We start from the raw sequence: 26,696 nt of genomic DNA, 5'->3' as shown, positions 1-26,696 counted from the left end.
TTAGCATAATCTGATAGCAACAAATTTGTTAGAAATAAAGTTAATTAATCAATTAAACCTGCGCCAAACTGGTTGAGAACCATGACCAACCCCAACAATCGAGAAGCCCAATCACCCCACCCAATGCAAACCACCAACCAGCCGATCGTGATTTATGACACCACCCTACGCGATGGTGCTCAAACCGAAGGCTTATCGATGTCGTTGGAGGATAAAATTCGGATCGCCCACAAGCTCGATAGTCTGGGGGTGGCTTTCATTGAAGGCGGTTGGCCAGGGGCAAATCCCAAGGATGGCGAGTTTTTTCAGCGATTGCAGGCGGAGCCATTAGTCAATGCAGAGGTGGTGGCGTTTTGCTCCACCCGCAGACCGGGCACCAAGGCTAATGAAGACCCAATGCTAGTACCGATCGTGGCGGCGGGGACTAAGTGGATCACTCTGTTTGGCAAGTCCTGGGATCTGCATGTGACCGAAGGATTACGCACCAGCCTGGATGAAAATTTGGCCATGATCACCGATACGATCGCCTATTTACGGGGGCGCGATCGCCATGTGATCTACGATGCCGAGCACTGGTTTGATGGCTATAAGGCCAATCCTGATTACGCTTTGCAAACCCTCGGTGCAGCGATCGATGCGGGGGCAGCCTGGTTGGTGCTATGCGATACCAATGGCGGCACTTTGCCCGACGAAGTAGCAGAAATTACCGATGCGGTGATCGCACATTTTGGCGATCGGCTCACGCTAAGCAATCTGGGCAATCAACCTGGCCGCGAGAATCAATCAAATCAAGTGCGACTGGGTATTCATACCCATAATGATGCTGGAGTGGCGGTGGCCAATGCCCTGGCTGCGATCAAGCATGGCGCAATGATGGTGCAGGGTACGATCAATGGCTATGGTGAGCGCTGTGGCAATGCCAATCTATGCACTGTGATCCCCAACTTGCAATTAAAAATGGGCTATCCCTGTCTTGCAGAAACCCAACTGCAACAGCTTACGGATGTGTCCCGCCAGGTGAGCGAGTTAGTGAATCTAGCTCCCTATGAACATGCGCCCTTTGTGGGGCTGTCTGCCTTTGCCCATAAGGGGGGCATTCATGTTAGTGCCGTGAAGCGAAATCCCAAAACCTATGAGCACATTGAACCAGAAACCATTGGCAATCGCCGCCGCATCGTTATCTCTGAGCAATCAGGATTGAGTAATGTGCTGTCAAAGGCCGAGACCTTTGGGATCAAGTTAGATAAAAATGATGCCACCTGTCGCCATATTTTGCAGCAGATGAAGGAACTAGAACAAAATGGTTATCAATTTGAAGCGGCGGAAGCTAGTTTTGAATTGTTGATGCGGCAGGCAATGGGCGATCGCCCCAAGTTCTTTGCTCTCAGTGGGTTTAGAGTGGATTCCGACTCCGACCCAGACGGCAATGTGCATGTGGTGGCGATCATCAAGGTATTGGTTAAGGGTGAAGAAAAGCTGATCGCCTCGGAAGGCAATGGCCCTATTTCGGCGCTGGATGCAGCGTTGCGAAAAGCACTAGTAGAGTTCTATCCGGCGATCGCCCAGTTCCATCTCACCGACTATAAGGTGCGGATTTTGAATAGTAATGATGGCACCAATGCAAAAACCCGCGTTTTGATTGAGTCGAGTAATGGTGAAGAGCGCTGGACTACTCTGGGTGTGTCCAGTAATATCATTGCTGCGTCCTATCAAGCCTTGGTGGAGGGGCTGGAATATGGCTTAATTCTGGCGCAGGCCAAGGAGCCGATCGCCGCTGGTTTGAGTCAGTAATATGTTACGGATCAATTGCCTGTTTCGATCGATTGAATAGAGCCAATTAATAAATCCGATCGCCCCTTGAGCCACGTAGCAAAGCAAATCCTTCCCAAATATTTGCTAGATTAATAACCAAATCAGGGCAAACTCAAAAAGCTGCTAGAATTTGCAGCAACCTTCACTGTTCGCCCCAATCCTTTAAAAAAAAATCAAACTCAACCATTGTCATGATTAGCTAGATAGACAAGATAAAAATTATGCTACGAAGACGCTCATCTCCCTGGATTCATCGCAAATCCCGCCTCTTGATCGCCGGCGTTGCCTCCCTGGGCGCAGTGATCACTGCCTATATTGCGATCCCAGTACTATTTGGTGGCAAAGTCACTTGCCCAGTTGAAGGGTGCGACAAAGTATTAGAAAGCTCCTATGCGGAGCTATTTGGCTTGCCGCTAGCGCTATTTGGTTTCCTAGCCTATGCCGGCATGATCGCCATATCCGTTGCGCCGTTATTTATTAATGCCGAAACCAATTTGCCATTGCGCAAAAAGCTAGAAGAATTCACCTGGCCACTGCTGTTTTTAGGCGGAGCTTCGATGGCGATCTTCAGTGGCTATTTGATGTACGTCATGGCGGCTGAGATCAAGGCTTTTTGTATTTTCTGCGTAGTTTCGGCAGCTTGCTCATTTAGCTTGCTGGTGCTTGCTTTTATTGGCAAAGAATGGAAGGAAATCTCCCAGCTTATTTTTGCATTTGTAATCATTGCCATGGTCACCCTGGTGGGCACCAATGCTGCTTACCAAATCTCCAATGGCGGCAATACCCGCAGCGATATTAGAACTGCTTCTGCCCCCGCCAATGTGGTTTTAGCCGAGCATCTCACTGCTTCCAACGTGAAAATGTACGGTGCTTTCTGGTGTAAGTTCTGCAAAGATCAAAAGGAAATGTTTGGCCGTGAGGCCTTCAGTAAGGTGGATTATGTCGAATGCGATCCGCAGGGTAAGAACCCCCGCGTTGAAATGTGTCAAGCTGCTGGGATTCAACGTTATCCCACCTGGGAAGTAAATGGCCAGCTTAGCCCTGGGGTCTTTGCCCTGGAAGAATTGGCGGCCATGTCAGGCTATGAGGGCGATGTCAGCTTTGGTAATCCTGCACCATCTTCTTCCTAGCCAGTAGCGATCGCCAAATCCCATCTCAGCCTAATTCAGATTCAGCCCCATAACCCAATCACAAGATGGCAACACCTGACCATCTCAATTTTGCCCAGCAAGATCTGCGTAATCGCTGTTTCCGGCAGCATTATTTACGAGATGCCAATTTTGAGGGGGCAGATATTCGCGGTTGCGACTTTCGGGGGGCAACGCTGGTCAATGCCAGTTTTGAGCATGTCAAGGCAGGATTGAGTCAGCGCCAGGTGTTGATCATGCTGGTCTATGGTGCTTTTTTGACCGTGATGATTTTTGAGGCGATCTTTTTTGCGCTGATTGGTCAAACGGCAACGGCGATCGCTCTGATCACTGGTATGGCGGCGGCGGTGGCACTGGTGCTGGAGATCCCCGGTAGCTTGCTGGTAGTTGTTTTGATCACAGCCATTGCTACGATTAGCGATCGGGCTAGTTTTTCCTTGGCGATTGCTATTTCCCTGGTTTTCCTGACCCTGGTGGCAGCTAGTTGGCAACGGTTGCTCTATTTCTTGGCTGCTACGGCGGCTGGGTTCCTGGTGGTGGCATTGTCTGGCTTTGCGGGGAATCTGGCTGAAGCGATCGCTTCGCCCCATGTCATGATCACAGCGATCGTATTTGCTGGCGTGGTGGTGGCTTTGATTGAGCGGGACTTACCGAAAAAAAATGCCCGATATGTACCAACTGGGATGATCGCCATCATGGCAATTTTTGGCTTGCTGGCATTTCTGGGCGCGATTTTTATGCAAGCGGGGTTTGTGGCGGTGGCGCAATTGCAGTTAACGCTTGCCTTGATGCATTTTGCTTTGATGCTAATGGCGATCGCAGGCGCGGCAGTGTTTGGCCTGGAGATCCCGAAAACAATCAACCAGTCGATCGGTACTTCTTTCCGCGATGCCGATCTCACCGATGCCAATTTTAATCATGCCAACCTGGCTAATACCGACCTGTCCTATGCCCGCACCAATGGCACTAATTGGGGCAGCGCTCAATTTCGTAAATGTGTGGCTTATAAGTTCTCCAGTAGAACCTGATTGGCGCAAAAGTACATCTGGTTAATTTGATCATTAAACTGGTTGTTCAATGGGGGATGCCCTAAAATGGCAAATGAATAGGGCAAGTAGATTGAATATCGCTAGGCTGGAATAGATCCAGTTTTGAGCCTTATTACCAACCCAAAGACTTAAGCGATCGTTGCTAATCATAAATTGCTAATCATAAATCGCTAAGTCATGGTTACCTGCTCGCCTCAAATTAACCACCGTATAGAGACTTATGTCCGATCCCGAACAAATTAGCCTGTTTAATCTTGGTGATGACCAGGAATCACCACCCAAGACAACCACAGACACTGCCAAATCGTCTTCAACTGCTATCTATGCCAACCTTGAGGAACTGCGCCAAGAGGCATCAGGTTGCCAGAAATGCGGCTTAGCGGAAACGCGCAATAAGGTTGTAGTCGATCGCGGTAACCCGAAGGCACTGATTATGATCATTGGCGAGGGGCCAGGGGAAGAGGAAGATAAAACCGGCTTACCGTTTGTGGGCAGGGCAGGTCAATTATTGGATAAGATCATCGCTTCAGTTGACCTCGATCGAGAGCAGGATATCTATGTCTGTAATGTGGTGAAATGCCGACCACCGGGCAATCGCAACCCCACTCCCGATGAGATGGCTGCCTGCAAACCCTATTTGCTCGAACAAATTCGCTTAATCGATCCCAAAATTATTTTGCTCACTGGCGCTACGGCGGTTAAGGCGGTGCTTGGCGATAAAACTGGGATTACCAAACTGCGCGGTAAGTGGCGCGATTGGGAAGGACGATTGGTGATGCCGATTTTGCATCCGGCCTATTTGTTGCGCAATCCCCGCCGCGAGGAAGGAAGCCCCAAGTGGTTGATGTGGCAAGATATTAAAGCAATCAAGGCTAAGCTGTTGGAATTCAAGGCGGAGCTGGCCAATGGTAATGGCGATCAAGATGATGATGATTTTTAGGGTGATCATCAATCGTGTAAATGATCGATCGTGTAAATGACTAAGGCGATCGCTGCCACAATTGACTAAACGAATAATTAGCGAACAATTTATTAGATAAAAGCTTGCCACTGGTAATATCAAATACCCTGAATTGCCCACTAAATCAACATAGTAAGGTTATATACATTTCGATAAAGGATAAAAGGATATTTGAACTCACTTGAGAGAGTCCGTTTAGTAAAAATCAGTAAAACCTAATTCAAGAAATCATAGTGGAAGAAAAAGACCTGAAAACCCAATTGACCGAAATGATCGATGTGGCGGAATGGGAATGGCTGGAACCCCATGCGCAAAAGGGCAATTTATTTTTAGTCAATGCCAATTTATCGGTGCTGGAAGTGGGCCTTGCAGTGGCAGAGGATAATACTGAAGTGGTGCAGCGGTGGCTGGATGATGGCATGTTGCAGCGCCCTTCTCAGAGCCAAATGGATTATTGGCAATCGGCTGATGCACCTAAGTTTGAAAGCTTAATTGTGCATCCGTTTATTCTTTCTAAGGAACAACCTGCCTAATTGGTTTTTGGGATTTTTGGAATTTTTAGGATTGGTGAAACTGGCATGAGGCTAAGCAATCGATCGAGCGGCATAATAATTAATCCATGAGCGATCGAGCGGCATAATAATTAATCCATGAGCGATCGAGCAATACAACAACTAATCGATTAGCGATCGATACAAATCACCAATCACCTGATCAGACATCAGCCAACCCTCCGGCGCAGTCAGGATTAAATGCGGGTTGGGTTTGTTTATAATCCTTGCCCAGCCGCGATCGAAATGGGGCTGCAAAGTTGCCATTACTTTTTCGATTAGACCCTGGCCATATTTTTGTTCTAGATCGCTGAGCCCGATCCCCTCCGCCAATCGCAACCCTTGCATCAGCGTATCGAGTAATTCTTCCTCTGGCGTAATCATTGGCGCAGTTGGCGCGATGTCTTGCTCCTGCCAATTCTTGACTAGATTTAAATAATCGCGCATTTTCCTGGGGCGATCGATCCGCCTTTGGCCAACATAGCTAGTCGCTCCCATCCCCATGCCCCAAAAGGGTTGGTTATGCCAGTAGGTAAGATTGTGCTGACATTGATAACCGGGCTTGGCATAATTAGAAATCTCATAATGCTCAAAGCCTGCTGCGATTAGTTTTTGCCTTGCGATCAAGTACATCTCGACGGTGGTTGCCTCCGTTGGCAAGGGCTGATCTCCTGGCACATAGCGTTTACCAAAGGCTGTACCTGGCTCGATCGTCAGGTCATAGACCGACATGTGGGTAGGTTGCAACTCGATCGCTAGATCCAGAGATTCTTGCCAGTCGGCGATCGTTTGTTCTGGCAGGCCAGAAATGAGATCAAGGCTAAAATTATTGATTCCAGCCGCTTTGATCGCTGCAATCGCACTAAAAATTTCCGCCACCCCGTGGGCTCGCCCGCAAATATTAAGTAAATGGGCTTGAAATGCCTGCACCCCCAGGCTAATTCGATTCACCCCCAATGACTTATAACCCGACAGACTCTCGATCGATACGGTACCAGGATTTGCTTCGATCGAGATTTCTGCATTCTCGGCAATGCCAAAACTTGTTCTGATCGCCGCCAGGATCATCGCCAATTGCGCCACAGTCAATAAAGAAGGAGTACCACCGCCAAAGAAGACTGTTTGTAATGGTGGTCGATCGCCTTTGATGCAACTTCCTTGATTAATGGCATTACTGGCCGATCGTTCCTGTGCTGCGGTTAGTTTTATTTCCGCACAAATGGCCTCCACATATTCCCGCTTCAGGTTCTCGCCACCAGTGGTAATCGCAAAGTCACAGTAAAAACACTTGCGATCGCAAAAAGGAATGTGCAGATAGATGGATTTAGTAGTGGCCTGGTTTGTAAATACTGGCATTAATTTTGAGCTTGTCGATCTTGGTTCGATCGTAGCTTTGATGAGCAAAGAAATACCAATACCTTAAACATACTTTGCTAGGAACCGTGGCCAAGGCATCAGCAACGATATAAGTGCTATATTGACCAAATCTTTAACCAATAAAGATGCCTAGCGGGGTGACAATAAGCATGTGAATAAGAGCTAGAGTAAATTACAGCAAAATAGTATAAGAAAAGATAGGTCAATTCATAAAAACCAAGACCTATCTAAAAAATGTCTCTAAAATTGTACCAACAACATTTGCAATCAAGTCTAGATTTAAAGACTTACCTATTCGTAGAAATCCTGCTAAAGCTATTACAAACAATTAAGCAATTCAAGCCTATGCTAAACGCTTTGATATCGAAGAAATGTTCCGCGATTTCAAAAGTGGTGGCTATAACCTCGCTAATACCAATATTACTGGTACTCGTTTATCTGCTCTGATTTTGCTGATTGCCCTGGCTTATGGTGAAGTTACTTTTAATGGAATGCATGAGAGTTATTGAGCTTGGAGAATAACTTGCTTTGAAAACCACCAGATAGATTATGTATATTCATTTATGTATATTCATCAACGGCAGATTTATTTTAAAGATACTGATGCGGCGGGGGTGGTTTATTTTGCTAATGCCTTGAGTATTTGCCATGAATCCTATGAGGCGGCGTTGAGAGATTTTGGTGTTGATGTGCGGGAGTTTTTCAGCGATCGTGGTGGTTATGCGGTGCCGATCGTCCATGCAGAAATTGATTTTTATCAGCCTGTGTTTTGTGGCGATCGCCTGGTGATTCAGGTTTTGCCGGAGCAACGATCGCTCTATTCTTTCCAAATTAATTACCAGATTTTTGCCAATTGTGAGGCTGATTTAGTCGCTCAGGATATTCAACTGAACGCCAAGCAAAAACCTTGTGCCAAGGCGATCACCCAGCATGTTTGTATTAGCACCAGCGATCGGCGTAAGACCGAACTGCCAGACCAGCTAACCCAATGGCTCGCAAATTATTCACCTACTGATTAAAAATTGACCAAACAAGAGCGATCGAGATAATTGAATTGTTGGTTTAAATAGCTTACTAAACCTGATATTCATAGTTAGCGATTGTATAAGGCTCGATCGCCCCTGCCGCTAACCACTCCTGCATTGCGGGTAAGTTTAAAACTGCCTCCAGATAGGCCTGACAAACTGGGTCTAGCTCCACGCCATAGGTGACAAACCGCAACACCACCGGGGCATACATGGCATCAGCGATCGTGAAATGGCCAAACAGCAGATCGCCACCGCTGCCATACCTATTCCGGCAATCGCGCCAGATTGTGGTAATCCGGTTGATTTCCTTCAGCACATCGATTGTTCTGCCCATGCCTGGATAGCGAGCACGGCCGTTCATGGGCATATGGGTACGCACATTAATAAACCCGGCGTGCATCTCGGCAGCGATCGATCGGTTCATTGCCCTGGCGGCTGGATCGGTTGGTAATAAATTAGCTTCAGGGAACTGCTCCACCAGAAATTCCATGATCGCCAGTGATTCCCAGATTGCAAAATGATCGCAAATTAAAACTGGCACCTTACCAGCGGGTGTATATTGCCCTATTTGCTGTCGCCAATCGCCCACAAACAGTGGGATCAGGATTTCCTCAAACTCCACCCCCAATTGCTTTAGCACCAACCAGGGGCGCAGTGACCAGGAAGAATAGTTCTTGTTGCCGATCACTAATTTAAGCTGCATTTTGCTGACCTCGATCGCCTTATAGGGAAGCTAAGTGACTTGCTTGATCTACACAATACGCATAATACCTAAACCAACCGATCGGCACTGAACATCCCTTGTGGATCAAACTCCTGCTTCAGCTTTTTCATCAGCGTCAGCGTGTCGGCAGAGTAATCCCAGATGTCGATCTCTTGTTTGAGCGCCACCGGAGCCTCCAGGATTGAAAGGAAACCCTCTTTGCGGCTGACCAAGTAGCGAATTTTATCGATCGCCTCTTTGATCGCTACGATCGCTTGGTAATCATAATCCTCGCCCGTGTTTTCGTTGGGTTGGAGGCGCAAAATCCCCAGACCACTGCTGGCATGCACCCGCACATAGGCGGTGAAGTTGGGTAACCTTTGGGCGACGATCGCCTCAATTTCGGTAATCAGCAAACAAGCCTGATCGGTTAGCACGCCGATTTTAGCCACGATCGCCTGGGGCAAGGCTGTATTCGAGCGGGTATAGTTTTCTCGATCGCCATGCCAATAGAGGTTATCGATCGCTTGCCAGGTATCGGCCTCCGCTGTTTCAGCAATCACATCAACTTCCATTGGTTTAGCTAGTTGCACCGATTTCGCCAACTCCTGCACCCGATCGGATTGTTCCTTGATGCTGGCAGGGATGGTCTGGAACCGGATCACCAAGCCCAGACTTTTGCCATAGCCCAGATGCTCCATTGCTTGATTAGACAAAATATCTACCACCGTGGGGGTGAGTGTGGCGCTGAGGAGTTCGGTACGGAGTCGGGCGATCGCCTCGTTGGAACCCTTTACAATCACAGTACCAGACGCTTCGGGCAGGGGATAGAGCCGAAAGGTAAGCTGGGAAATTATGCCCAGAGTGCCATAGGAGCCCGTCAAGAGCTTCATCAGGTCATAGCCTGCCACGTTCTTGACCACCTGACCACCCGCCTTGGCGATCTCGCCGTCGTAGCGCACAAACGAAATGCCAATGCACATGTCGCGCACACTGTTATAGCGATGACGCAGCGATCCACTATTCCCCGTCGCCACAATCCCACCCAGGGTCGATCGCCTGGCATAGGCAGGATCGATCGCCAAAAATTGATTTGCTTCCGCCAAGACCGATTGCAGTTCAATGAAATTAATCCCCGCTTCGACGGTAACGGTGAGATCGCCGATCGCATGTTCCACCAGATGATTTAGCCGCGAGGTACTAACCACCACTTCCGCGCCACTGGCCAAGCCACCCCAATCGATTTTGCTGCCGTTGCCACAGGGGATCACGCGCCATTTGTTTTCATGGGCAAGGGCGATCGCTTCGGACAGTTGCACCTGGCTCTGGGGATAGACGACGCAGCAAATACTATGGTCGGGTCGATCGGCTGATGCACCTGTTTCACCACTAGTCGGGGCGATCGAGTTATTAATCCGCTTTTTGAGCATTGGCGCGAGGTATTCGTAGGTTACGACGTTCTCGGAACCCAATAGCTCGGTGTATGCATCGGCGATCGCTTCTTTCTCTGCTGCTTTCACGGTGTCGCAAGTCCTGCCCTGAATATAATTTTGATGATTCTATTATCCAACTAATCGGCCGCTTGATATCAAGCTTTCCTGACCGAGCTAGATTTTCGAGCCAATTTTTAAATAGGTTCATCTGGGGCGGAGCGATTGCTCACTCTATATCTGATTGGCAACTCTTATAACTCGCCGTGTTCTTCGAGCCATTCGGTGATGCCTTCTTCCAGGTCTTGGAGGGCTTCATCGAGGCTGGCGTAGCTGTTGCCGCCCTCCCAGATCGGATCGCCTTCTTTCATGGCGCGAACGTATGAGTCGCTGTCTTCGATGTCGCCAATTTCGATGTAGCCGTAGGATTCTACCCAGATCACTATATTGGGAAAATTTGTTTCAAACAGGTTTGCCATTGTTTAACAAGGTTGCGGTTTCCTTTTCCAATGAAATCATCCTATTCGCATTTTTGCTATGGCGCTAGGGGTTTTCTTAATCTATTTTTTATTTGTTTTGTTTTTTGCGCTTTTTAGCAGTTTGTCCCCTTGCGGGGTAGTGGGTTTGAAAGAAGCTAGAATCCTACTCAAGGCCATCCTTGGCTGGAAATTGAGTTTCAGTCCCCTTGCGGGGTAGTGGGTTTGAAAGTCTACTGAGCTTGAAAGTGCACCTTCTCAGACTCTGTCTCGTTTCAGTCCCCTTGCGGGGTAGTGGGTTTGAAAGATGCAGACGAAGACGACGATTGTCCAGATGGATATAAAAGTTTCAGTCCCCTTGCGGGGTAGTGGGTTTGAAAGATGAGCCTGTTCCCACTCCCCCTAATTAGGGGCTAGTGTTTCAGTCCCCTTACGGGGTAATAGAGCAATGCAATGGAATTGACACAGGACAGGACGATGGCACACAGCCGTTTCAGTCCCCTTATGGGGTAGTGGGCTTAAAGGTTGAAAACTCAGGATGTTCCCTGTGCATGGGAAACCAGGAAAAAATATTTCAGTCCCCTTGCGGGGTAAAAAATTGGAGGACTGAACAGCTTGCATAACAAAAAACAAGCTCCTCCAAACGATCGAAAAAACTATTTAGTTCTCAAGGATCGGGCGACCTCTGGAGATCACATTAATAATCTACTGAAAATTCCAGCCAATGTCCAGCGATCGGCCATTAACTTATGTAAATCAACCAGGCTCAAGCAAAAATCCCCTAACCCATAATATTTTTGAAAAACGCGATCGCCTCCCGCAGATGCCCCATAAACGCATCGATCTCCGCAACCGTATTATAAAAATACAAACTCGCCCTGGCCGTCCCCGTGATCCCAAAATGACTATGCAACGGCTGCGTGCAGTGATGCCCCGATCGGATCGCCACGCCCGATTGATCCAGAATTTCCGCCACATCATTAGCATGAAAACCAGCCTTCGGCGCAAACGCCACCAACGCCGCACGATGATCGAGGGGGCCATAGATTTGAATTTCGGGGATTTCTAGCATTCTTTTCAACAGGTAGCCCGCCAACTCCTGCTCATAGGCGTAGATCTTGTCCATGCCAATGTTTTGTAAATAATCGATCGCCGCACCCAGGGCGATCGCCTCGCCGATTGCTGGTGTACCCGCCTCAAACTTGTGGGGCAAATCCGCATAGGTGGAATGATCTAAGTAAACCTCCGCGATCATCTCGCCACCCCCTAGAAACGGCGGCATCTCCCGCAGTAAATCTAATTTGCCATATAAAAAACCAATCCCCGTCGGCGCACACATCTTATGCCCCGAAGCCACCAGCCAATCACAATCGATCGCCTGGACATCGATCGGCATATGCGGCACACTCTGGCAGGCATCCAGCAAAACTTTGATACCGCGATCGTGGGCTAGGGAGATGATCTCAGCGATCGGATTGATGCAGCCCAGCGTATTGGAAACATGGACGATCGAGACTAATTTTGTCCTATCACTCAGCAGCGTTTTGTAATGCTCTAGATCCAGCTCACCGGAATCAGTGATTTGTACATGCCGCAACACCGCACCCGTTTTTTGTGCCACCATTTGCCAGGGCACCAGGTTGCTATGGTGTTCCATTGCCGACAGAATCACTTCATCGCCTTTGTTTAAATTAGCCATGCCCCAGCTATAGGCCACCAGGTTGATCGCCTCGCTGGCATTGCGGGTATAGACAATCTCCTGGGATGACCGGGCATTAATAAACTTAGCCACTTTTTCCCTGGCTAGTTCATAGGCATCGGTCGCCCTGGCGCTGAGGGTATGCGCGCCGCGATGTACATTGGCGTTGTCATGCTCATAGTAATAGCGCCAAGCATCAAGCACCGCGATCGGTTTCTGGGAGCTGGCCGCATTGTCGAAATAAATCAACGGCTGGCCATTGACTTCTTGATTCAGGATCGGGAAGTCGGCTCTGGTGCGATCGGCGATCGTAAGGGTTTGAATCTTAGGCGCGGTACTAGTCATGTTGTTAGTTATAACAGCGTAGCGAGAGGATTTGTTGTAATTGGTAACTAGTGATTACCTGATTACTACTTTACAAGATATTTAACAACATGTTTGTTGTTTTGTCCGATCGCTATGATAAATTTGGGCTCTGGGGCGCTTAAATTGTCTAAGTAAGCCTAAGTGAGGGTAAGTGAGGCTGGCGATCGCAAAGTCTAAGTAGCGGTTAGAAATCCAACTTGCTAGAAAAAGATTCAGGCGATCGGCTAATTTAACCTGAGCTAATTGGAATTAATCAAGATTTCTATGCCCTCCCTTGAAATAACCTAGACCCAAATCTATATATCAATTCCAAACGTGTTTAGTGTTTGTGGATAGCAGATTTACTCTTAACAATCGCAAAGCCTTTCCTGGTAATGGATAGATTGTTCAAGCCAATAGACAGAGCGATCGCCATAACTTTTCTACAATCAAGTCTACAATCAAGCATAGGTACAAGCCCTGGGAAGAATATTTATGAATTCATAAAAATTAAACTCACATACGCTCACATAAACTCACAAAGTATGCAAAAATACCTGAGATGGGTTTTCACCCTAGCAGGACTATAAGCTGAAATCTTCTGGACTGCATTTCGAGGCATCTAACAAAAACTATATAGGGTGTGTAGATTCTATGACCGTAGCGGTTGAGAATTTGTTAGCTCAGTGCGCACTTAAGAGCACTGGATCTGGACTGGTAATCGATTGCCCAAGCATCTCTGTTGCTAATTTGCTTTGGGAACAACGTCAAGAATGGATAGGAATCACCAGGCTGTTTCACCACAGCGGTAAAATTAAGTTAGTGGTGAAGGGGCAGGATTTTGCTTCGCCCTTTAATCCATTTCCTGAGCAGGGTTTGCCCAACTTTTCGGATCGAGTCCGACAGAGTATGGATGACAATCTACTAAGAGCGCCTCAAAAGCTCGATTACCGCGATATTTTGGATTTCGTCAGGGATGCTGGCGATCCTGTTTGTGTGACCAATCATCTGACTAATACTTGCCTGTTGCTCAACGATCGCTTTTCTGCCGATCGGATTACCTGGATGCCAGCCCAATATATTGGCATTAATTTTCTGTGGCTGTGGCGTGATTCGATGGATGATTATGAAGTTTTACAGCGGGAATTGCGGCAAAACGGGCGGGTAGATAATTTCACGTTCCGATTGCGGCGGGTTGATGGCAGCATGGCGGAATATACCAAGGATTTCTTTATTGCCGATGATTTTTTGGGTTATCCAGCTCGCATTTCGATCAGCAAGGATTGGCGACCGCTGAGTGTTGCCCATTAAGCGATCAATAATTTAAATAATTGCATCGATCTGATTCGAGCCTGAGAGAGCACAGGGAGAAGTGAGTTAGGCATGGAGCGAACTAGAAACAAAGATAGGGTTGCTCTGGTGACTGGTTCGACCTCTGGGATTGGCCTGGCGATCGCTAAACAACTGGCGATCGATGGCTTTACGATCGCGTTTCATTCCAAAGCTTCGATCGAAACTGGCCAAGCACTAGCGCAATCCTACGAAAATGCCTCCTATAATCAAGCCGATCTTGCCGATCAAGACCAAGCAAGTGAATTGATTGCGGAGGTGTTGGCCCATCACGATCGCTTAGATGTTTTAGTCAATAATGCTGGGATCACCGCCGAAATTCCCCACCATGAACTTAAACAAGCTACTCCCGAAATCTGGCGACAACTCCATGAGGTGAACGTAATTGCCCCCTGGACATTGATCGCTGAGGCCGAAACCGCTTTGCGCGAAGCTTCTGGCCAGGATTATACTAGCTGCATTATTAACATTAGCTCCCATGCTGGCATTCGCCCCAAAGGAGCCTCAATCCCCTATGCGGCTAGCAAGGCAGCGCTTAACCATATCACCCGGCTTTTGGCGGTCAGTCTTGCTCCAGAAATTCGGATCAATGGAATCGCGCCAGGGTTGGTAGATACATCCATGAGCAAAAACTGGACAGACGCGCAAAATCTCTGGCGACAGCGATCGCCGATGGGAAGGGGGGCGCAACCGGCAGAAATTGCCCAGATTGCCTCGATGTTAATTGCCAGTAGTTATCTTACGGGCGAGATTGTGATTGCCGATGGTGGCCTAAACCTTACCTGAATCTATTGCCAGGTAAAAATCTAGAGGATACCAAGAATCTAATCGATCACTCCAGGACAATCGAACTCTTGTTAATTAGCCGATAGTTGAAATAGCTAGTTGATCGCTAATTGGGTTGGGGGCTACAATCGCCATTCTGTGGGTCATTCTCTTTACTATTCGGACTATTAGGACTATTAGGACTATTGCGCGATTGCCCCGAACTAGCATTGCCAGGATTACTGGAATTAGTGGAATTAGCTGAGGGAATCGAATTTTGCTCACAGATTGCTTTTAGATATTCAAACTCAAACGGTTGATTACGATCATCCCGCAGCACCATCCCCAGATAGCCCAGCTCAGTTTCAGTGGGCATTCTGCCAGCCACAATCTCTTTTAGCTTCGCCAAGGTGAGGTTAGTGCGCTGCTGGATCGCCAGCTCAAACTCCATCATGGTGACCTGATTGCGTTCCAGCCAAGCGCGGATAAATTGCACCAGGGCTGATGCTGATTCCGGCCTGCCTTCATTCATGCCACTACTAGCTAACCGGTTGCTTGCCACTTCTGCTGGCATTCCCTGCAACAAAGCCGACTCCCAGCCCACATTGAATACCAGGCTCAGATAATAGCGCCTTGCTTCATCCGGCAAAGCTCGCACAATTTTGACAAAATTAGAGGTACTGATGTCAACTTTGCCAGTGCGAAATTGGCTCAGTTGCGATTGCGAAACTCCGGATTGCCGCGATAGCTGGGCACCGGAAATTTTGAATTCAAACATGGTGCGATCTAACGCCTGAGAAACCAGCGATTTCATAGAACCTTTGACTCTATTTATTTCGTTATTCGCCTCAATTTGTTTCACCTTCCAAAATCCAATAGAAACGTCTCAGAATACTTGCCCGATCATCTAGTTATCGATCGTAATCGCCCGATCGACAATGGCTTACTTAACTTTTCCTGGCCAGTGCTTAGTAAATAGGTTGATAGACTTGGGCAATGATTGAAATTTTGATTGTTGCTGTGCGATCGGAGTAGAACTTTAGCCAAGCCTAAAAACATTCATGCATTCATTAATCTATTCAGTGTAGCAGACTAGGCATGGGAAATGGTTAGGTAGGGCAAGATTGTAATCGATCGGCTTGCTTGCATTGATTAATAGCTAAAGCTTATCCGCTGTTTGGCGCAATGATTGTCTTGGTGGATACGGTTAATTTTTATTATCTTTAGAGATTTAAAAGCTTGATGAAGTAGGTTGGGCAATTGTTAACACAACATAGAATCATCAAGCTAAAGCTACTTGAATAAAGAAAAAATATAGAGAAATGCAGGGGAGGGGAGTCGAACCCCTCTACGCTGTTCAATGAGTGGAGAGACCACCTTAATTTCTTAACATTTACCCTGAGGACACCTTGAGTTAACCAACCCGGCCTGCAACAGCGCCACTGCAAGAGAGCCTCCAATACAATAGAAAGACGAAGCCATCTTCAATTCCTCCATGAGATTAGTTGAAGCAAGCAGGTGTCCTCCTGGGCAAACTGAGAAGATTTGGGGAAGCACTCCGAACCCCATGCTTTGATAGGTGATGCACTAACGTTTACACCAGCCCCTACCTAAAATTTATACCTAGCATTATAGCAACTGACTAATCTACTCTACATAGAAAAGCTACCATTCAAGACATTAAAGAGTTAATACCGGTGCCGAAGCACTGAGTTTGAGATCGGGATGGTCAGACCTGATTTGATCCAGGTTCCAGGAATTTTTGAACAGCAACACCGGACGATTTAGCATATCCTTAACCGTCATGGTATTAAATAAGCGCCCAGCATCTTCGATCGCTTCCCAGCCACCTTCCACCCACCGCGCCACACTATAGGGCAGCGATTCCAGCCTGCTATCTACGCCATATTCACTCTGGAGCCGATGTTGCACCACTTCAAACTGCAACTGCCCCACTGCACCCAGGATCGGATCGCGCACCGCTTCGTTGCTGGAATACATAATCTGGATCGCGCCTTCTTCTTGCAACTCCGATACACCCTTGCGGAACTGCTTAAACTTAGATGGGTTGGGATTGCGCAAATAGGCAAACATTTCCGGTGAAAACTGTGGAATGCCAGCAAACTGCAACTTTTTGCCAGTGCAGATCGTATCGCCGATCGTAAAGACTCCGGGGTTATTCAAGCCAATCACATCACCCGCGTAGGCTTCATCGAGGGCTTCACGACCCTGGGCAAAGAGCTTCTGGGCATGGGAGAGGCGTACATTTTTACCGCTGCGCACATGGGTAACGGTCATATCTTTTTCAAACTTACCGGAGCAGACTCGCACAAAAGCGATCCGATCGCGGTGTCTGGGGTCCATGTTGGCCTGCAACTTAAAAACAAAGCCGGAAAAATCTTGATCGGTGGGGGCGACATTTCCAGCAGTGCTGTCATGGTTAGTGGGCTTGAGCGCATATTGCAAGAAGGATTTTAGAAATAGCTCCACGCCAAAGTTGTTCATGGCACTACCAAAAAACACAGGGGTCATTTTGCCACTATGGAGGGCAGCTTGATCCCATTCTGCGCCAATGCTATCGAGCACATCGATCTCTTCGAGCATCTGTTCATACAGGTCGGGCTCAATCAAATCAGCTAAGCGCGGATCATCCGGCAACATGATTTCTACTTCCGCCGCTTGCTGGCCATGCTTAACCCGATTGAATAAATGAATTGTGCCACTTTGGCGATCGTATACACCCCGAAAGCGATCGCCCGTGCCGATCGGCCAGTTCATTGCATAGGGAGTTAAGCCTAGTTCCTGTTCAATTTCATCGAGAAGTTCAAGGGGATCGCGGGTGGGGCGATCGAGCTTGTTCATGAACGTAAAAATTGGCAGCGATCGCATCCGGCAAACTTCAAACAGCTTCCGGGTTTGTGGCTCCAAGCCTTTCCCAGCATCTTCGAGCATTACCGCATTGTCAGCCGCCGCCAGGGTGCGATAGGTGTCTTCACTAAAATCCTTGTGGCCTGGGGTATCGAGCAAGTTCAAGCAAAAATTTTGGTAGTTAAACTGCAACACCGTCGAAGTGATCGAAATCCCCCGCTGTTGCTCCAGTTCCATCCAGTCCGAAGTGACATGTCGTTGCGAAGCCCGTGCTTTTACTGCCCCAGCCAGGTGAATTGCGCCCCCATACAACAGCAATTTTTCGGTGAGGGTGGTTTTACCAGCATCCGGGTGCGAAATAATCGCAAAGGTGCGGCGTTTGTCTACTTCTTGCTGTAACTGATTCATTAATTAGATCACAAATATATTGGTTGAGGGGAAAGGTAATCAAAAAGCAATTAAAGTAAGCCAGCAATTCGGTAGATCCTAAGATCCTAATATTTCCCAATATTCAGGATTTTTAGGATTAGAGCATCTACTTTAACCTGAGTGCGATCGCTCTTGGTAACCCTTCGCTTGTCGTTACTAGAGATCGCCTAAAAGCCCGATTGCTTGATTAGCAATTTGTGGCCTCAAGCTGACCCATTCAACATATTAACAATTATTCTTGCCTTACCGCTCTAGTCTCTGTCTGAGCAGTTCTAGTTGGGGCGTTTCTAGTTGAGGCAGATTCAGATCTTAAGGTTGAAGGATCATGCTCCACTCCTGGCGATCGCTATCCCAAAAAGGAGCATCCGTCTCACCCACCACATTTGGCCCCCAATAGGTACGCGAGCCATCGGTGGCAAAGGCAAACACAATATCACCCTCGGCAATTTTGACCTGCTCCCCTGGCAGTGACAGAATCAAACCTTCTGAGCCACCCTCATTGGGGGCAAAATCCCAATTGAGCGGTTCTACTTGATTCCAGTCCACCTCATTACCACGACTGGCAAGCAACACCACCCGCACGGAAAAGTCAGATCGATTGCCAACCCGAAGTAGACCCTCGCTTATTCCTGAAGCTGGACTGGGTCTGGGAATAGAGCTGGGTAGGGGGGGGATCACCACCCTGGGTTCGATCGTTTGTGGTGTGGGTGGTGGACTAAATCTCTGCCAAATGGCTACGCCAATCAATGCTAGCGCTACCCCCAACACCAGCGGATAAGCCTGCTTAGCGTCGATGAATTGCATGATCTAGGTATTCCCTTGGTGGGGATTATAGTTCAATTGAGTAGTTCGATTGAGGCGTGAGGAGAAACAGTCACTACTTAGGTGATTAGTTGAGTTAGGAGAATTGGCTTGGCTTTAAGTTTAGCTGTAGGTAAATTAATTGATGCCCCAGGCTGGAATATGTTCCTGCCAAATTCAGGGAATTTAGGGGATTGGTCTGGTTGACCAAAAATCATAGCGTCATCATAGAACTTTTGGATTAGATTAATTAGATCAAGCTAATCCATTCAATCCCCCATAATTAATAAAGATCAAAGATCTCAGTTCTATAACCGTCAGCACCTATGGGTTTGATTGATGCGATCGGATGCGATCGGAACGGCAAACTACATATTGTCGCTGTCTTGCTTACCCATCCGCCATTGTGACCTCATTACCAGACATTACCTGGAATTGCTAAGCATCGCCAAGTATTGCTAAGTATTGCCAAGCATTTAAGTGTTACAAGACCACATTCATGCACTTAAATTTATGCACTGCAATTTACTTACAGTCTTCACTAATTGCCTTTGATTAGCTGGTGATTGCCTGGTGATTAATTGGGCAAATTTGACCCGATTTTAAGCTACGGCATTACTGCTGTAGGTGCAGTATAAAAACTAGTCTAGCAATTAGTCTACTAACTAACTGTTAGTTTCTAAACTGATAATGGCAAATTAGCAAATCAACCAATGAGTTAGGAGCGATCGCCCTTATGGCTTTGTTCTTTTTCGCCCAGATTGATCATAGTAATCAGGCCGGACAACCTGCCTGGCTCTACCAATCACTAGCGCATTAGGTTCCACATCTTCTGTCACAACTGATCCCGCCCCTACATTGACATTGTTGCCCAGGGTAACTGGTGCTACCAGGACGGTATTAGAACCAGTTTTAGCGCGATCGCCAATTATGGTCTCATGTTTTTGAAAGCCATCATAGTTAGCGGTTATGGTGCCCGCGCCAATATTAACTTTATCACCAAGCTTGGCATTTCCAATATAGCTCAGGTGAGCAGCATTAGTTTTTTGGCCAATTTTGGCCTGTTTAAGCTCCACAAAATTACCGATCCGGCAGTGATCGCCAATTACAGTTTGATCGCGCAGATGGGCATAGGGACCCACCCGGCAATTGGTGCCAACTTTGCTGTTGGTAATCACCGAAAACTGCACCCTTGCACCGGCGGCGATCGTGCTATCGACAATCATGCTGCCTGGGCCAATATGTGCCCCCGATGCAATTCTGGTACTGCCCCGCAGGTGGGTTTGGGGTTCGATAATTGCGTTTGGTTCAATTTCTACGGTTTCATCGATCGAAATTGTTTCCGGCATCAGCATGGTCACGCCTGCCCTCAGCCATTTGGTTTTGGTGCGTTCTTGCAAAACGCCATAGGCATGGGAAAGCTGGACGCGATCGTTAATGCCAAAGCTCTCTTCGTAGTCAGCCACATCTACGGCTAGGACTGGGGAGAGATAATCAAATACTTCAGTGAGGTAATATTCTTTTTGATCATTGTTGGTGGATAGTTTGGGTAACACCGCCGCTAATTCTGGCCAGTTATAGCAATACATGCCGGAACTAACCCGCTGATTCTGGCGTTGCTCCGGCGTGCAATCGCGGTGCTCAATGATCCGCTCAATTTGATTTTGATCATCACAAAAAACGCGACCATAGCCGGTGGGATCGGGCAAAATTGCGGTCAAAACGGTGGCAGGGACTTGGCGATCGCGGTGAATGGTAACCAGCTCATGCAGGGTGGTCGATCGCAGCAAAGGTGAATCGCCAGTCAGCACAACCAGATCGCCGGAAAAATCTGCCAGGGGCTCAAGCAATTGCTGGATTGCATGTCCGGTGCCAAGTTGTTCTGCTTGCTCTACAAATTCTATTTTCGGGTTTGCCGCTATCTTATCTTGCAGGGCTGTCCTGACCAGATCACTTTTGTAGCCGACAATCAGCAAAATGCGATCGGGGTTGAGCTGTTCAGCCGTATCGATCACCCGCTCGATCAGTGATTTTCCGGCCAAGTCCTGTAATACCTTTGGCAAATCGGATTTCATCCTGGTGCCCTTACCCGCTGCCAAAATTGCCACTGCTAGCATAGATCGCATCTCCTCGCTGAAAAACTCCACTGGCCGTGATGTATTTTAGCAATTGCCTGTGTGTTTAAGATCATTCCCCAGCAGATCGCACCCACGCAAGACCGATCCAAACATCGATCCAAACATCGATCCAAACATCGATGAAATATCAATCTAAATATTCAGGTCAAATATTCGGGGCAAATATTTAGAGCGATCGCCACTAACCCTGGTGCTAAAAATTTATATTTACTAATTACTGGCTAAATTAGTTAGCATTTGGAATATCAGTGGCATAATTAAGTGGTAAAACTTTAGAGTGCTGTTTACATAACTAATTAACTGGAATTACTATGCCACAAGGACAGGGATTTGGATTTGGCCTCGGTAAAATGAAGGAGGCTTTCCAGAAGGCAAAGCAAATTCAAGAAGGCGCTAAGCAACTACAAGAAGAACTGGAAGAAATGCGCCTTACCGCCGAATCTGGTGGTGGTCTGGTCAAAATCACCCTCACTGGTAACCAGGAGCCTTGCGCAGTGGAGATTGATCCTAAGGCATTAGAAGAAAGCCCAGAAATGTTGTCTGACTTGGTTTTGACGGCAATGAAAGAAGCCTATGCTCTCTCTACTGCCACGATGAAGGAGCGGATGGAAGAGTTGACCGGTGGATTGGGCTTGCCGGGTGCATTCTAGGTTTTGTCCCTAGACCCATAATTTGTTTAACTTATTGACCTAGCATTCTAATCAGCGATGCTTAGACTCATTAGCGATCGCTTGATTGGGGCTTGAGCTTATGAATAATATTTTGATTGCTTCCATCCATGCTGCGTAGGCATGAGTATGGGAGCTTGGTGTTTATATACCTTTACTTCAATTAACCTGGTGTGCAACTATTTCCAGGCCATTGATTTTAGGTCGTTTGAGCGATCCAAAATATCAAGATCCAGGTTAACTAGCACGAGGATATAAGGGTTTCAGAGTTTTAGTTGCACATCGCGTTCAATTAAATAGATTTTAGTTCAATTAAATAGATGCAAATTAGTCTGTTAGTGGCGATCGCCATTGGCGGGTTATTTTTTTGACCGCGCTTAAAATTTTGGATTAATATATTTTGCCTCAATAGTTTTAACAGCCCTGGGAGCATGGGCTTTGCCGTAGGATCGATCGGCTGGCAAGATGCGCTGCGGATTTATGTGTAGTCATTTGCCGAATGCTGCTATATACTAGCGCCTAAAATTAAGCAGCATTTACGCTATCTTGTGAAACTACTTAGAATTTTCCCCTTCTTTGATTCCAGTGTGAGCCGCTGGGCAGCCGAAGCCAGAATTATTCGCTGGCTTACTTTTCTATGGTTGTTTGTTGGCTTAGTGGTGCTGTTTTCAGCCTCATTTCCTAACGCAGATGGCTTGGGAGATGGCTTTTATTATTTCAAGCAACAGTTGATCTGGGCAGCTCTGGCGCTGATTATATTTAATATTACGGTGCATTTCCCACTGCGATTGACGATCAAAATTGGCAGCATTGGCTTATTTGTGGTGCTGTTGTTATTATTCGCCACCTATATTCCTGGCATTGGTGAGGCGCGGAATGACTCAACCCGCTGGCTGAAGCTGGGATCATTTTTATTGCAGCCATCGGAATTTATTAAGCCGTTTTTGGTGTTGCAAGCAGCTAATTTGTTTGGTCGCTGGAAACAAACTGGCTTATTGGCTAAGTTGTTCTGGTTATTGGTGTTTGCGATCTCCCTGCTGGGGATTTTGATGCAGCCTAGTTTGAGTATGACCGCGCTGTCGGGGATGTCGCTATGGTTGATGGCGATGGCAGCGGGGATTCCCTGGTATCAATTGACTGGCACAGCAGTGATGGGTGTAGCGGCAGGGGTGTTTAGTATTGCGACCAAGGAATATCAGCGGCGGCGTTTGATGTCTTTTTTGAACCCCTGGGTCGATCAGGCTGGTGATGGTTATCAGCTCAGCCAAAGCTTGATGGCGATCGGTTCGGGTGGCACCTGGGGTACTGGGTTTGGTCTGTCTAATCAGAAAATGTTTTTGCCATTTCAATATACCGACTTCATCTTTTCGGTTTTTGCAGAAGAGTTTGGCCTGGTTGGTTGCATTGCCCTGATTGCAATGCTGCTCATTTTTGCCAGCCTGGGCTTTCGGGTCGCGTTGATGTGCAAGGATGCGGTAGTAAGGCTGGTGGCGATCGGCTCGACGGTGTTTTTGGTGGGGCAAGCATTTTTGAATATTGGCGTGGCCTCCGGTGTGTTGCCCACCACTGGGATTACTTTTCCGTTCTTTAGCTATGGTGGCAGTTCGCTACTTTCAAGTTTGGCGATCGCTGCACTTTTAGTTCGAGCAGCCAGGGAAATGTCGGCGGCGGAAATAATTTCGATCGACAGGTTCAATGTCCAAGAACGCCGCGATCGGCTTAGAGAAAAGCGCTATCGCTCTTAACTGAATCAGAAATATCGCTAGGTAAATCGCTAAGTAAGCAGTAAGGTATTCAGGCGATCGCCAATTAAAAAAAGTCAAGACTAAACTGCATCATCCAGGGATGATCTTGCCAAAAAAAGTCAAACAAACGTACATCCGATCATAATTCGGCCGATCGCTTACTCTTTGGATTATCCCGCCATTGTGCAAGTCATTAAAAGGAGCTATTGCACTCAGATTAACTGTAATGAATATTTAGTAACTAAATAATTAAGGCAGTGAAATTAACTCCACTGCCCACCTCAAAATATTTGATTTATCTGTCCTACAGCTATTAAAGGTTTACTGACTAAGTAACCAGCAAGAACCTAAAGTCTGTAGCTGGAATTATTGATCCGTTCCCGATTCAGCGAAGGATCAGGTTGCCGTACATCAAATTGATCCATGTTGTCTTTAAGTGTTTGCTTTTGCGTCTCACTCAAATCCGCAATATTTAGAACATCATCAACTTTGTCGTAGGGTGCGTTGGCCACGATCTTTTTAGCCAGGTTCGGGTACATGCCACGAATGCTTCTAAAAGCATAAACATTGGCATTGTTTAAATCTATTTTCTTAGAAGATCTGGTATAGAAATTGGTTTCTGGCAGATCCTCAGCCCATGCGTAACTGCTGGTGGCCGGTACGTAAAGACTGGATAGACATATGGTAAAGATGGCAGCTATGGCGATTAGAAAGCTGAATAATTTTTTCATCTGTATCTCTAAACTCAATCTATTAATTGTTTATAAAGGTTGCTCTGACCATAGAGATTACCAGAAAAGGGGCTGCTTAGCCCCCTTGCGATCATTACTTTTTATAGCGATTTGATCATCACACTATAATATTGGCAATTGTGCCGTGGAAATAGGCTGCAATTGAGCGAAATCCACGATGACGGCTGATGCCATGGCGCTTATGATCAAGGCAATCTTCAGATGGTTAGGATTAACTGCATAGGGCTTAGAAACGAGGTTTTTTCGATCGATCGAAAACAACCCTAACTCTAAACTACAGATATGCTTATATAATCCTATTGCACCATTTAAATTTTGATCTAATCTATGTACCTATATTAGCCTATTAGTCTTACATGTCGGCTTCTATCATGGAACAATGGTGCGATTGGCTAATTGAGCTAAAACTTAGTTGTTGTAAACTCATACTTGTTTATTTTAGATATTAGGTTTAACGCATGTCCGACTCTAATAGCTCTGCTGATATTCATTACTTCACTGCTAGTGGTTCTGCTCGACCCAAGAAACCTAAACTGTTGGTTGTAGATGATGAGCAGGATAACCTGGATTTGCTCTACCGTACTTTTCGGCGTGATTTTCAAGTGTTTAGAGCCGAGAGCGGTGTGCAAGCTCTGGAGGTCTTAAAACAAGAGGGTGAAGTAGCAGTAATCATCTCCGACCAGCGGATGCCGGAAATGAAAGGGACAGAGTTTTTGAGTAAAACTGTGCCAGAATTCCCGGATACAGTGCGGATTGTGTTAACTGGGTTTACGGATGTTGAAGATTTAGTCGAAGCGATCAACTCCGGCCAGGTTTATAAGTACATCACCAAGCCCTGGGACCCAGAGGAACTGAAGCAAGTGGTGCAGCGAGCCACCAACACCTATCAGTTGATGAAGAGTCGCTCCGATGAATTGCGACGTGCCCGATCGCTTCAGTCTTACCTCACTGCCCTGTATCAAATTTCACCTCGATCGCAGGATGTAGCCGCGTCATTCCAACCGATCGCCGATGCCTTTGGCCAGAGCTATGAAGCGGATGGGTGCGTGCTCCAATTAATTGAGGCTGGGCAATTAAAACCAGAGGCCAGAGCCACCACCGGCACAGTGGCAAGTGATCCCAATTGGCTCGGAACAACCCCACTGGCGCAGCAGGCAATTGCGGAACAACGATCGCAAATCGCTGTAAATCTTGCTAGTGACGAGGCTTTAGCCAATCATGCCGCCTATCAAGATGGTTCAGTCAACACTCATTTAGTATTTAAGATTGTCTATGGCCAGGATCTGTTGGCGCTGGTATCGATGCAATGGCAGCAAAATCCTTCTTTGAGTAGTGAGGATATTGAAGTCATGCAAAGGTGCGCCGATCAAACAGCGATCGCCCTGACTTGTATCCGCTGCTATCAACCCCTATAGATTTTTGTAGTAGCATTGCTGAGGAAATCGGTTTGCGGCGATCGGCTTCCCTGATATTTTCCAGCTTGAGCAATGGCTGGCCACTGGTTAAAATATTAAAAAACTATTTCCCCTCCTATGGCTGCTAACAACCACGACAATCTCCTGCAACTAGCTACTGATATTGCCCAGAATGCTTTGAGTGGGCAAGGTCAGCCTGCTAATCGTGCCGACTTGCAGCAGCTCATGGGGCTAGTTGAGCAGATTGATGCACCCGAAGCAAAGATCGTGGCTTTGCTCAACTATGCAATGCAAGATGAAAAAATCACCCTGGACTATATTCGCAGCCAGAACTTCCCAAACCAGATTGTTGAAGCCCTTTCTGCACTCAGACCACTGGAGGCCGAATCCTATGAGGAATATTTGGATCGAGTCATGTCTAGTCCGGTTTCTTTGCAAGTAAAGATCGCTAGCATGAGTGACCATTTGACTCAAATTAAAAGCCAAACTCCTCAAACTGATGACCAGGTCAAGCAGGTGAGTAAGCAAGAAATTATCTTGAAGCGATTGCGGGCGGCACTGGAATGGCATTTGGGGCGCACTGTTTACTAGGTCTTGATTTTAGATCTAGGTATTGGCGCTGAGACAATAATTTAGACGCTAAGTCGATCGCTTCTACTCATATATATATTGCTTGATCTTTAGTCTTGCCTAGCCATAACACTAACCACCGCCTACGATCGTTACAACTTCGAGGCGATCGCCCTCTTGAATCATGGTCTGCGGCCAAAACTGACGATGTAAAATTTCGCCGTTATATTCCACCGCCACCAAACGTGGATTGAGGCCGATCGAGCTGAGGAAATCGGGCAGATTTAGTTTAGTTGCACAGGTGTGGCGATCGCCATTTACCTGCAAGTTGATTGCTTGAGCCATAATCGCTATTCTTAACCTTTGATCTTTAAAATATTGCTGCGATCTCTTAAGTCGCATTCTACCAACCTAGAATTTTGGTATTTTACGAAATTGGTATTTTACGAAAAAGGATAACTTAATCATGCAAAAACTGGTAACCATTTATCTCGATCGGGCCAGCTATCGTAATGTGGGCAAGAAAAAGCCCTCCGATAGTGATGGCCTGGTGGAAGAGCGTCTAGCAGATTATTTCAATGATGGTTGGTATATTCGATCGATCGCTTAAATCTAC

24 protein-coding genes and 1 pseudogene are annotated in these 26,696 nt (G+C 47.0%); 14 read left to right on the top strand and 11 right to left on the bottom strand.

Going from position 1 to position 26,696, the window contains the following annotated elements; all coding sequences use genetic code 11:
• Positions 1 to 123 precede the first annotated feature (123 nt).
• The 5 genes from cimA to PSE7367_RS15600 all read left to right on the top strand — a co-directional run bounded on the left by cimA (position 124) and on the right by PSE7367_RS15600 (position 5,503).
• Positions 124 to 1,791: a citramalate synthase gene (gene cimA / locus PSE7367_RS15620; protein WP_041699886.1), complete on the top strand. Its 1,668-nt coding sequence runs from the start codon at positions 124 to 126 to the stop codon at positions 1,789 to 1,791.
• Positions 1,792 to 2,033: 242 nt separating this feature from the next.
• Positions 2,034 to 2,942: a vitamin K epoxide reductase family protein gene (locus PSE7367_RS15615; protein WP_015166321.1), complete on the top strand. Its 909-nt coding sequence runs from the start codon at positions 2,034 to 2,036 to the stop codon at positions 2,940 to 2,942.
• A gap of 65 nt (positions 2,943 to 3,007) precedes the next feature.
• Entirely contained in the window at positions 3,008 to 3,988 is a 981-nt protein-coding gene (locus PSE7367_RS15610) for a pentapeptide repeat-containing protein (protein WP_015166320.1), read from the top strand.
• A gap of 241 nt (positions 3,989 to 4,229) precedes the next feature.
• Positions 4,230 to 4,949, top strand: coding sequence for a uracil-DNA glycosylase (locus tag PSE7367_RS15605; protein ID WP_015166319.1), 720 nt, complete (start codon positions 4,230 to 4,232; stop codon positions 4,947 to 4,949).
• A gap of 254 nt (positions 4,950 to 5,203) precedes the next feature.
• Complete coding sequence (locus PSE7367_RS15600; protein ID WP_015166318.1) at positions 5,204 to 5,503, top strand: DUF2288 domain-containing protein; 300 nt, start codon at positions 5,204 to 5,206, stop codon at positions 5,501 to 5,503.
• A 141-nt stretch (positions 5,504 to 5,644) separates the two neighbouring features.
• Here PSE7367_RS15600 and hemW read toward each other — a convergent pair whose 3' ends face one another.
• Positions 5,645 to 6,877, bottom strand: a complete 1,233-nt coding sequence (hemW, locus tag PSE7367_RS15595; protein WP_015166317.1) for a radical SAM family heme chaperone HemW — start codon at positions 6,875 to 6,877, stop codon at positions 5,645 to 5,647.
• 353 nt (positions 6,878 to 7,230) lie between these two features.
• On the opposite strand from hemW, the pseudogene PSE7367_RS22150 reads away from it, so the two are divergent.
• Positions 7,231 to 7,395: pseudogene (locus tag PSE7367_RS22150) on the top strand (IS4 family transposase); the annotation flags it as partial.
• Positions 7,396 to 7,461: 66 nt separating this feature from the next.
• The gene (locus tag PSE7367_RS15590; RefSeq protein ID WP_015166316.1) at positions 7,462 to 7,917 is read left to right on the top strand and encodes an acyl-CoA thioesterase; all 456 of its coding nucleotides are present in this window, start codon (positions 7,462 to 7,464) and stop codon (positions 7,915 to 7,917) included.
• Positions 7,918 to 7,972: 55 nt separating this feature from the next.
• On the opposite strand, the gene PSE7367_RS15585 is transcribed toward PSE7367_RS15590, so the two are convergent.
• The 4 genes from PSE7367_RS15585 to PSE7367_RS15570 all read right to left on the bottom strand — a co-directional run bounded on the left by PSE7367_RS15585 (position 7,973) and on the right by PSE7367_RS15570 (position 12,579).
• Complete coding sequence (locus PSE7367_RS15585; RefSeq protein WP_015166315.1) at positions 7,973 to 8,629, bottom strand: glutathione S-transferase family protein; 657 nt, start codon at positions 8,627 to 8,629, stop codon at positions 7,973 to 7,975.
• A gap of 68 nt (positions 8,630 to 8,697) precedes the next feature.
• Positions 8,698 to 10,149: an FAD-binding oxidoreductase gene (locus tag PSE7367_RS15580; RefSeq protein ID WP_015166314.1), complete on the bottom strand. Its 1,452-nt coding sequence runs from the start codon at positions 10,147 to 10,149 to the stop codon at positions 8,698 to 8,700.
• A gap of 164 nt (positions 10,150 to 10,313) precedes the next feature.
• Positions 10,314 to 10,538: a hypothetical protein gene (locus PSE7367_RS15575; protein ID WP_015166313.1), complete on the bottom strand. Its 225-nt coding sequence runs from the start codon at positions 10,536 to 10,538 to the stop codon at positions 10,314 to 10,316.
• A 778-nt stretch (positions 10,539 to 11,316) separates the two neighbouring features.
• Positions 11,317 to 12,579, bottom strand: coding sequence for a SufS family cysteine desulfurase (locus tag PSE7367_RS15570; RefSeq protein ID WP_015166311.1), 1,263 nt, complete (start codon positions 12,577 to 12,579; stop codon positions 11,317 to 11,319).
• 654 nt (positions 12,580 to 13,233) lie between these two features.
• Here PSE7367_RS15570 and PSE7367_RS15560 point away from each other — a divergent pair.
• Positions 13,234 to 13,890: a hypothetical protein gene (locus tag PSE7367_RS15560; protein WP_015166310.1), complete on the top strand. Its 657-nt coding sequence runs from the start codon at positions 13,234 to 13,236 to the stop codon at positions 13,888 to 13,890.
• Between the two features lie 72 nt (positions 13,891 to 13,962).
• A complete protein-coding gene (locus PSE7367_RS15555) occupies positions 13,963 to 14,715 on the top strand; it encodes an SDR family NAD(P)-dependent oxidoreductase (RefSeq protein WP_015166309.1) in 753 nt (250 codons plus the stop codon).
• Positions 14,716 to 14,821: 106 nt separating this feature from the next.
• Here the strand turns inward: PSE7367_RS15555 and PSE7367_RS15550 are convergent, their stop codons facing one another.
• The 4 genes from PSE7367_RS15550 to glmU form a co-directional block, all read right to left on the bottom strand.
• Positions 14,822 to 15,508: a helix-turn-helix domain-containing protein gene (locus PSE7367_RS15550; RefSeq protein ID WP_015166308.1), complete on the bottom strand. Its 687-nt coding sequence runs from the start codon at positions 15,506 to 15,508 to the stop codon at positions 14,822 to 14,824.
• Between the two features lie 866 nt (positions 15,509 to 16,374).
• Positions 16,375 to 17,970, bottom strand: coding sequence for a peptide chain release factor 3 (gene prfC / locus PSE7367_RS15545; RefSeq protein ID WP_015166307.1), 1,596 nt, complete (start codon positions 17,968 to 17,970; stop codon positions 16,375 to 16,377).
• Positions 17,971 to 18,300: 330 nt separating this feature from the next.
• Positions 18,301 to 18,795, bottom strand: a complete 495-nt coding sequence (locus tag PSE7367_RS15540; protein ID WP_015166306.1) for a hypothetical protein — start codon at positions 18,793 to 18,795, stop codon at positions 18,301 to 18,303.
• A 731-nt stretch (positions 18,796 to 19,526) separates the two neighbouring features.
• Positions 19,527 to 20,909, bottom strand: a complete 1,383-nt coding sequence (gene glmU / locus PSE7367_RS15535) for a bifunctional UDP-N-acetylglucosamine diphosphorylase/glucosamine-1-phosphate N-acetyltransferase GlmU (protein WP_015166305.1) — start codon at positions 20,907 to 20,909, stop codon at positions 19,527 to 19,529.
• A gap of 332 nt (positions 20,910 to 21,241) precedes the next feature.
• Between glmU and PSE7367_RS15530 the strand changes: the two genes are divergently transcribed.
• Both PSE7367_RS15530 and PSE7367_RS15525 read left to right on the top strand, forming a co-directional pair.
• Entirely contained in the window at positions 21,242 to 21,580 is a 339-nt protein-coding gene (locus PSE7367_RS15530) for a YbaB/EbfC family nucleoid-associated protein (protein ID WP_015166304.1), read from the top strand.
• A gap of 566 nt (positions 21,581 to 22,146) precedes the next feature.
• Positions 22,147 to 23,343: an FtsW/RodA/SpoVE family cell cycle protein gene (locus PSE7367_RS15525; protein WP_015166303.1), complete on the top strand. Its 1,197-nt coding sequence runs from the start codon at positions 22,147 to 22,149 to the stop codon at positions 23,341 to 23,343.
• A 347-nt stretch (positions 23,344 to 23,690) separates the two neighbouring features.
• Here PSE7367_RS15525 and psbU read toward each other — a convergent pair whose 3' ends face one another.
• Positions 23,691 to 24,074: a photosystem II complex extrinsic protein PsbU gene (psbU, locus tag PSE7367_RS15520; RefSeq protein ID WP_015166302.1), complete on the bottom strand. Its 384-nt coding sequence runs from the start codon at positions 24,072 to 24,074 to the stop codon at positions 23,691 to 23,693.
• A gap of 479 nt (positions 24,075 to 24,553) precedes the next feature.
• Here psbU and PSE7367_RS15515 point away from each other — a divergent pair, with 479 nt between their 5' ends.
• Positions 24,554 to 25,510, top strand: coding sequence for a response regulator (locus PSE7367_RS15515; protein ID WP_015166301.1), 957 nt, complete (start codon positions 24,554 to 24,556; stop codon positions 25,508 to 25,510).
• 117 nt (positions 25,511 to 25,627) lie between these two features.
• On the top strand, positions 25,628 to 26,101 hold the full coding sequence (locus tag PSE7367_RS15510) for a hypothetical protein (RefSeq protein WP_015166300.1): 474 nt from the start codon (positions 25,628 to 25,630) through the stop codon (positions 26,099 to 26,101).
• A 111-nt stretch (positions 26,102 to 26,212) separates the two neighbouring features.
• Here the strand turns inward: PSE7367_RS15510 and thiS are convergent, their stop codons facing one another.
• Entirely contained in the window at positions 26,213 to 26,425 is a 213-nt protein-coding gene (gene thiS, locus PSE7367_RS15505) for a sulfur carrier protein ThiS (RefSeq protein WP_041698542.1), read from the bottom strand.
• Positions 26,426 to 26,546: 121 nt separating this feature from the next.
• Between thiS and PSE7367_RS22145 the strand changes: the two genes are divergently transcribed.
• On the top strand, positions 26,547 to 26,690 hold the full coding sequence (locus tag PSE7367_RS22145) for a hypothetical protein (RefSeq protein ID WP_015166298.1): 144 nt from the start codon (positions 26,547 to 26,549) through the stop codon (positions 26,688 to 26,690).
• Positions 26,691 to 26,696: the final 6 nt, after the last annotated feature.

Source organism: Pseudanabaena sp. PCC 7367 (assembly GCF_000317065.1).
GTDB lineage: Bacteria > Cyanobacteriota > Cyanobacteriia > Pseudanabaenales > Pseudanabaenaceae > Thalassoporum > Thalassoporum mexicanum.
This window is presented reverse-complemented; position numbering and strand designations above follow the sequence as displayed.

Bases quoted from the DNA above. Each gene is read 5' to 3' on its own strand.
- psbU (WP_015166302.1), bottom strand. From the start codon at position 24,074: ATGAAAAAATTATTCAGCTTTCTAATCGCCATAGCTGCCATCTTTACC.
- PSE7367_RS15530 (WP_015166304.1), top strand. From the start codon at position 21,242: ATGCCACAAGGACAGGGATTTGGATTTGGCCTCGGTAAAATGAAGGAG.
- PSE7367_RS15555 (WP_015166309.1), top strand. From the start codon at position 13,963: ATGGAGCGAACTAGAAACAAAGATAGGGTTGCTCTGGTGACTGGTTCG.
- glmU (WP_015166305.1), bottom strand. From the start codon at position 20,909: ATGCTAGCAGTGGCAATTTTGGCAGCGGGTAAGGGCACCAGGATGAAA.
- PSE7367_RS15570 (WP_015166311.1), bottom strand. From the start codon at position 12,579: ATGACTAGTACCGCGCCTAAGATTCAAACCCTTACGATCGCCGATCGC.
- PSE7367_RS22145 (WP_015166298.1), top strand. From the start codon at position 26,547: ATGCAAAAACTGGTAACCATTTATCTCGATCGGGCCAGCTATCGTAAT.
- PSE7367_RS15515 (WP_015166301.1), top strand. From the start codon at position 24,554: ATGTCCGACTCTAATAGCTCTGCTGATATTCATTACTTCACTGCTAGT.
- PSE7367_RS15560 (WP_015166310.1), top strand. From the start codon at position 13,234: ATGACCGTAGCGGTTGAGAATTTGTTAGCTCAGTGCGCACTTAAGAGC.
- PSE7367_RS15550 (WP_015166308.1), bottom strand. From the start codon at position 15,508: ATGAAATCGCTGGTTTCTCAGGCGTTAGATCGCACCATGTTTGAATTC.
- PSE7367_RS15610 (WP_015166320.1), top strand. From the start codon at position 3,008: ATGGCAACACCTGACCATCTCAATTTTGCCCAGCAAGATCTGCGTAAT.
- PSE7367_RS15540 (WP_015166306.1), bottom strand. From the start codon at position 18,795: ATGCAATTCATCGACGCTAAGCAGGCTTATCCGCTGGTGTTGGGGGTA.
- prfC (WP_015166307.1), bottom strand. From the start codon at position 17,970: ATGAATCAGTTACAGCAAGAAGTAGACAAACGCCGCACCTTTGCGATT.
- PSE7367_RS15510 (WP_015166300.1), top strand. From the start codon at position 25,628: ATGGCTGCTAACAACCACGACAATCTCCTGCAACTAGCTACTGATATT.
- PSE7367_RS15605 (WP_015166319.1), top strand. From the start codon at position 4,230: ATGTCCGATCCCGAACAAATTAGCCTGTTTAATCTTGGTGATGACCAG.
- thiS (WP_041698542.1), bottom strand. From the start codon at position 26,425: ATGGCTCAAGCAATCAACTTGCAGGTAAATGGCGATCGCCACACCTGT.
- hemW (WP_015166317.1), bottom strand. From the start codon at position 6,877: ATGCCAGTATTTACAAACCAGGCCACTACTAAATCCATCTATCTGCAC.
- PSE7367_RS15575 (WP_015166313.1), bottom strand. From the start codon at position 10,538: ATGGCAAACCTGTTTGAAACAAATTTTCCCAATATAGTGATCTGGGTA.
- PSE7367_RS15585 (WP_015166315.1), bottom strand. From the start codon at position 8,629: ATGCAGCTTAAATTAGTGATCGGCAACAAGAACTATTCTTCCTGGTCA.
- PSE7367_RS15615 (WP_015166321.1), top strand. From the start codon at position 2,034: ATGCTACGAAGACGCTCATCTCCCTGGATTCATCGCAAATCCCGCCTC.
- cimA (WP_041699886.1), top strand. From the start codon at position 124: ATGCAAACCACCAACCAGCCGATCGTGATTTATGACACCACCCTACGC.
- PSE7367_RS15590 (WP_015166316.1), top strand. From the start codon at position 7,462: ATGTATATTCATCAACGGCAGATTTATTTTAAAGATACTGATGCGGCG.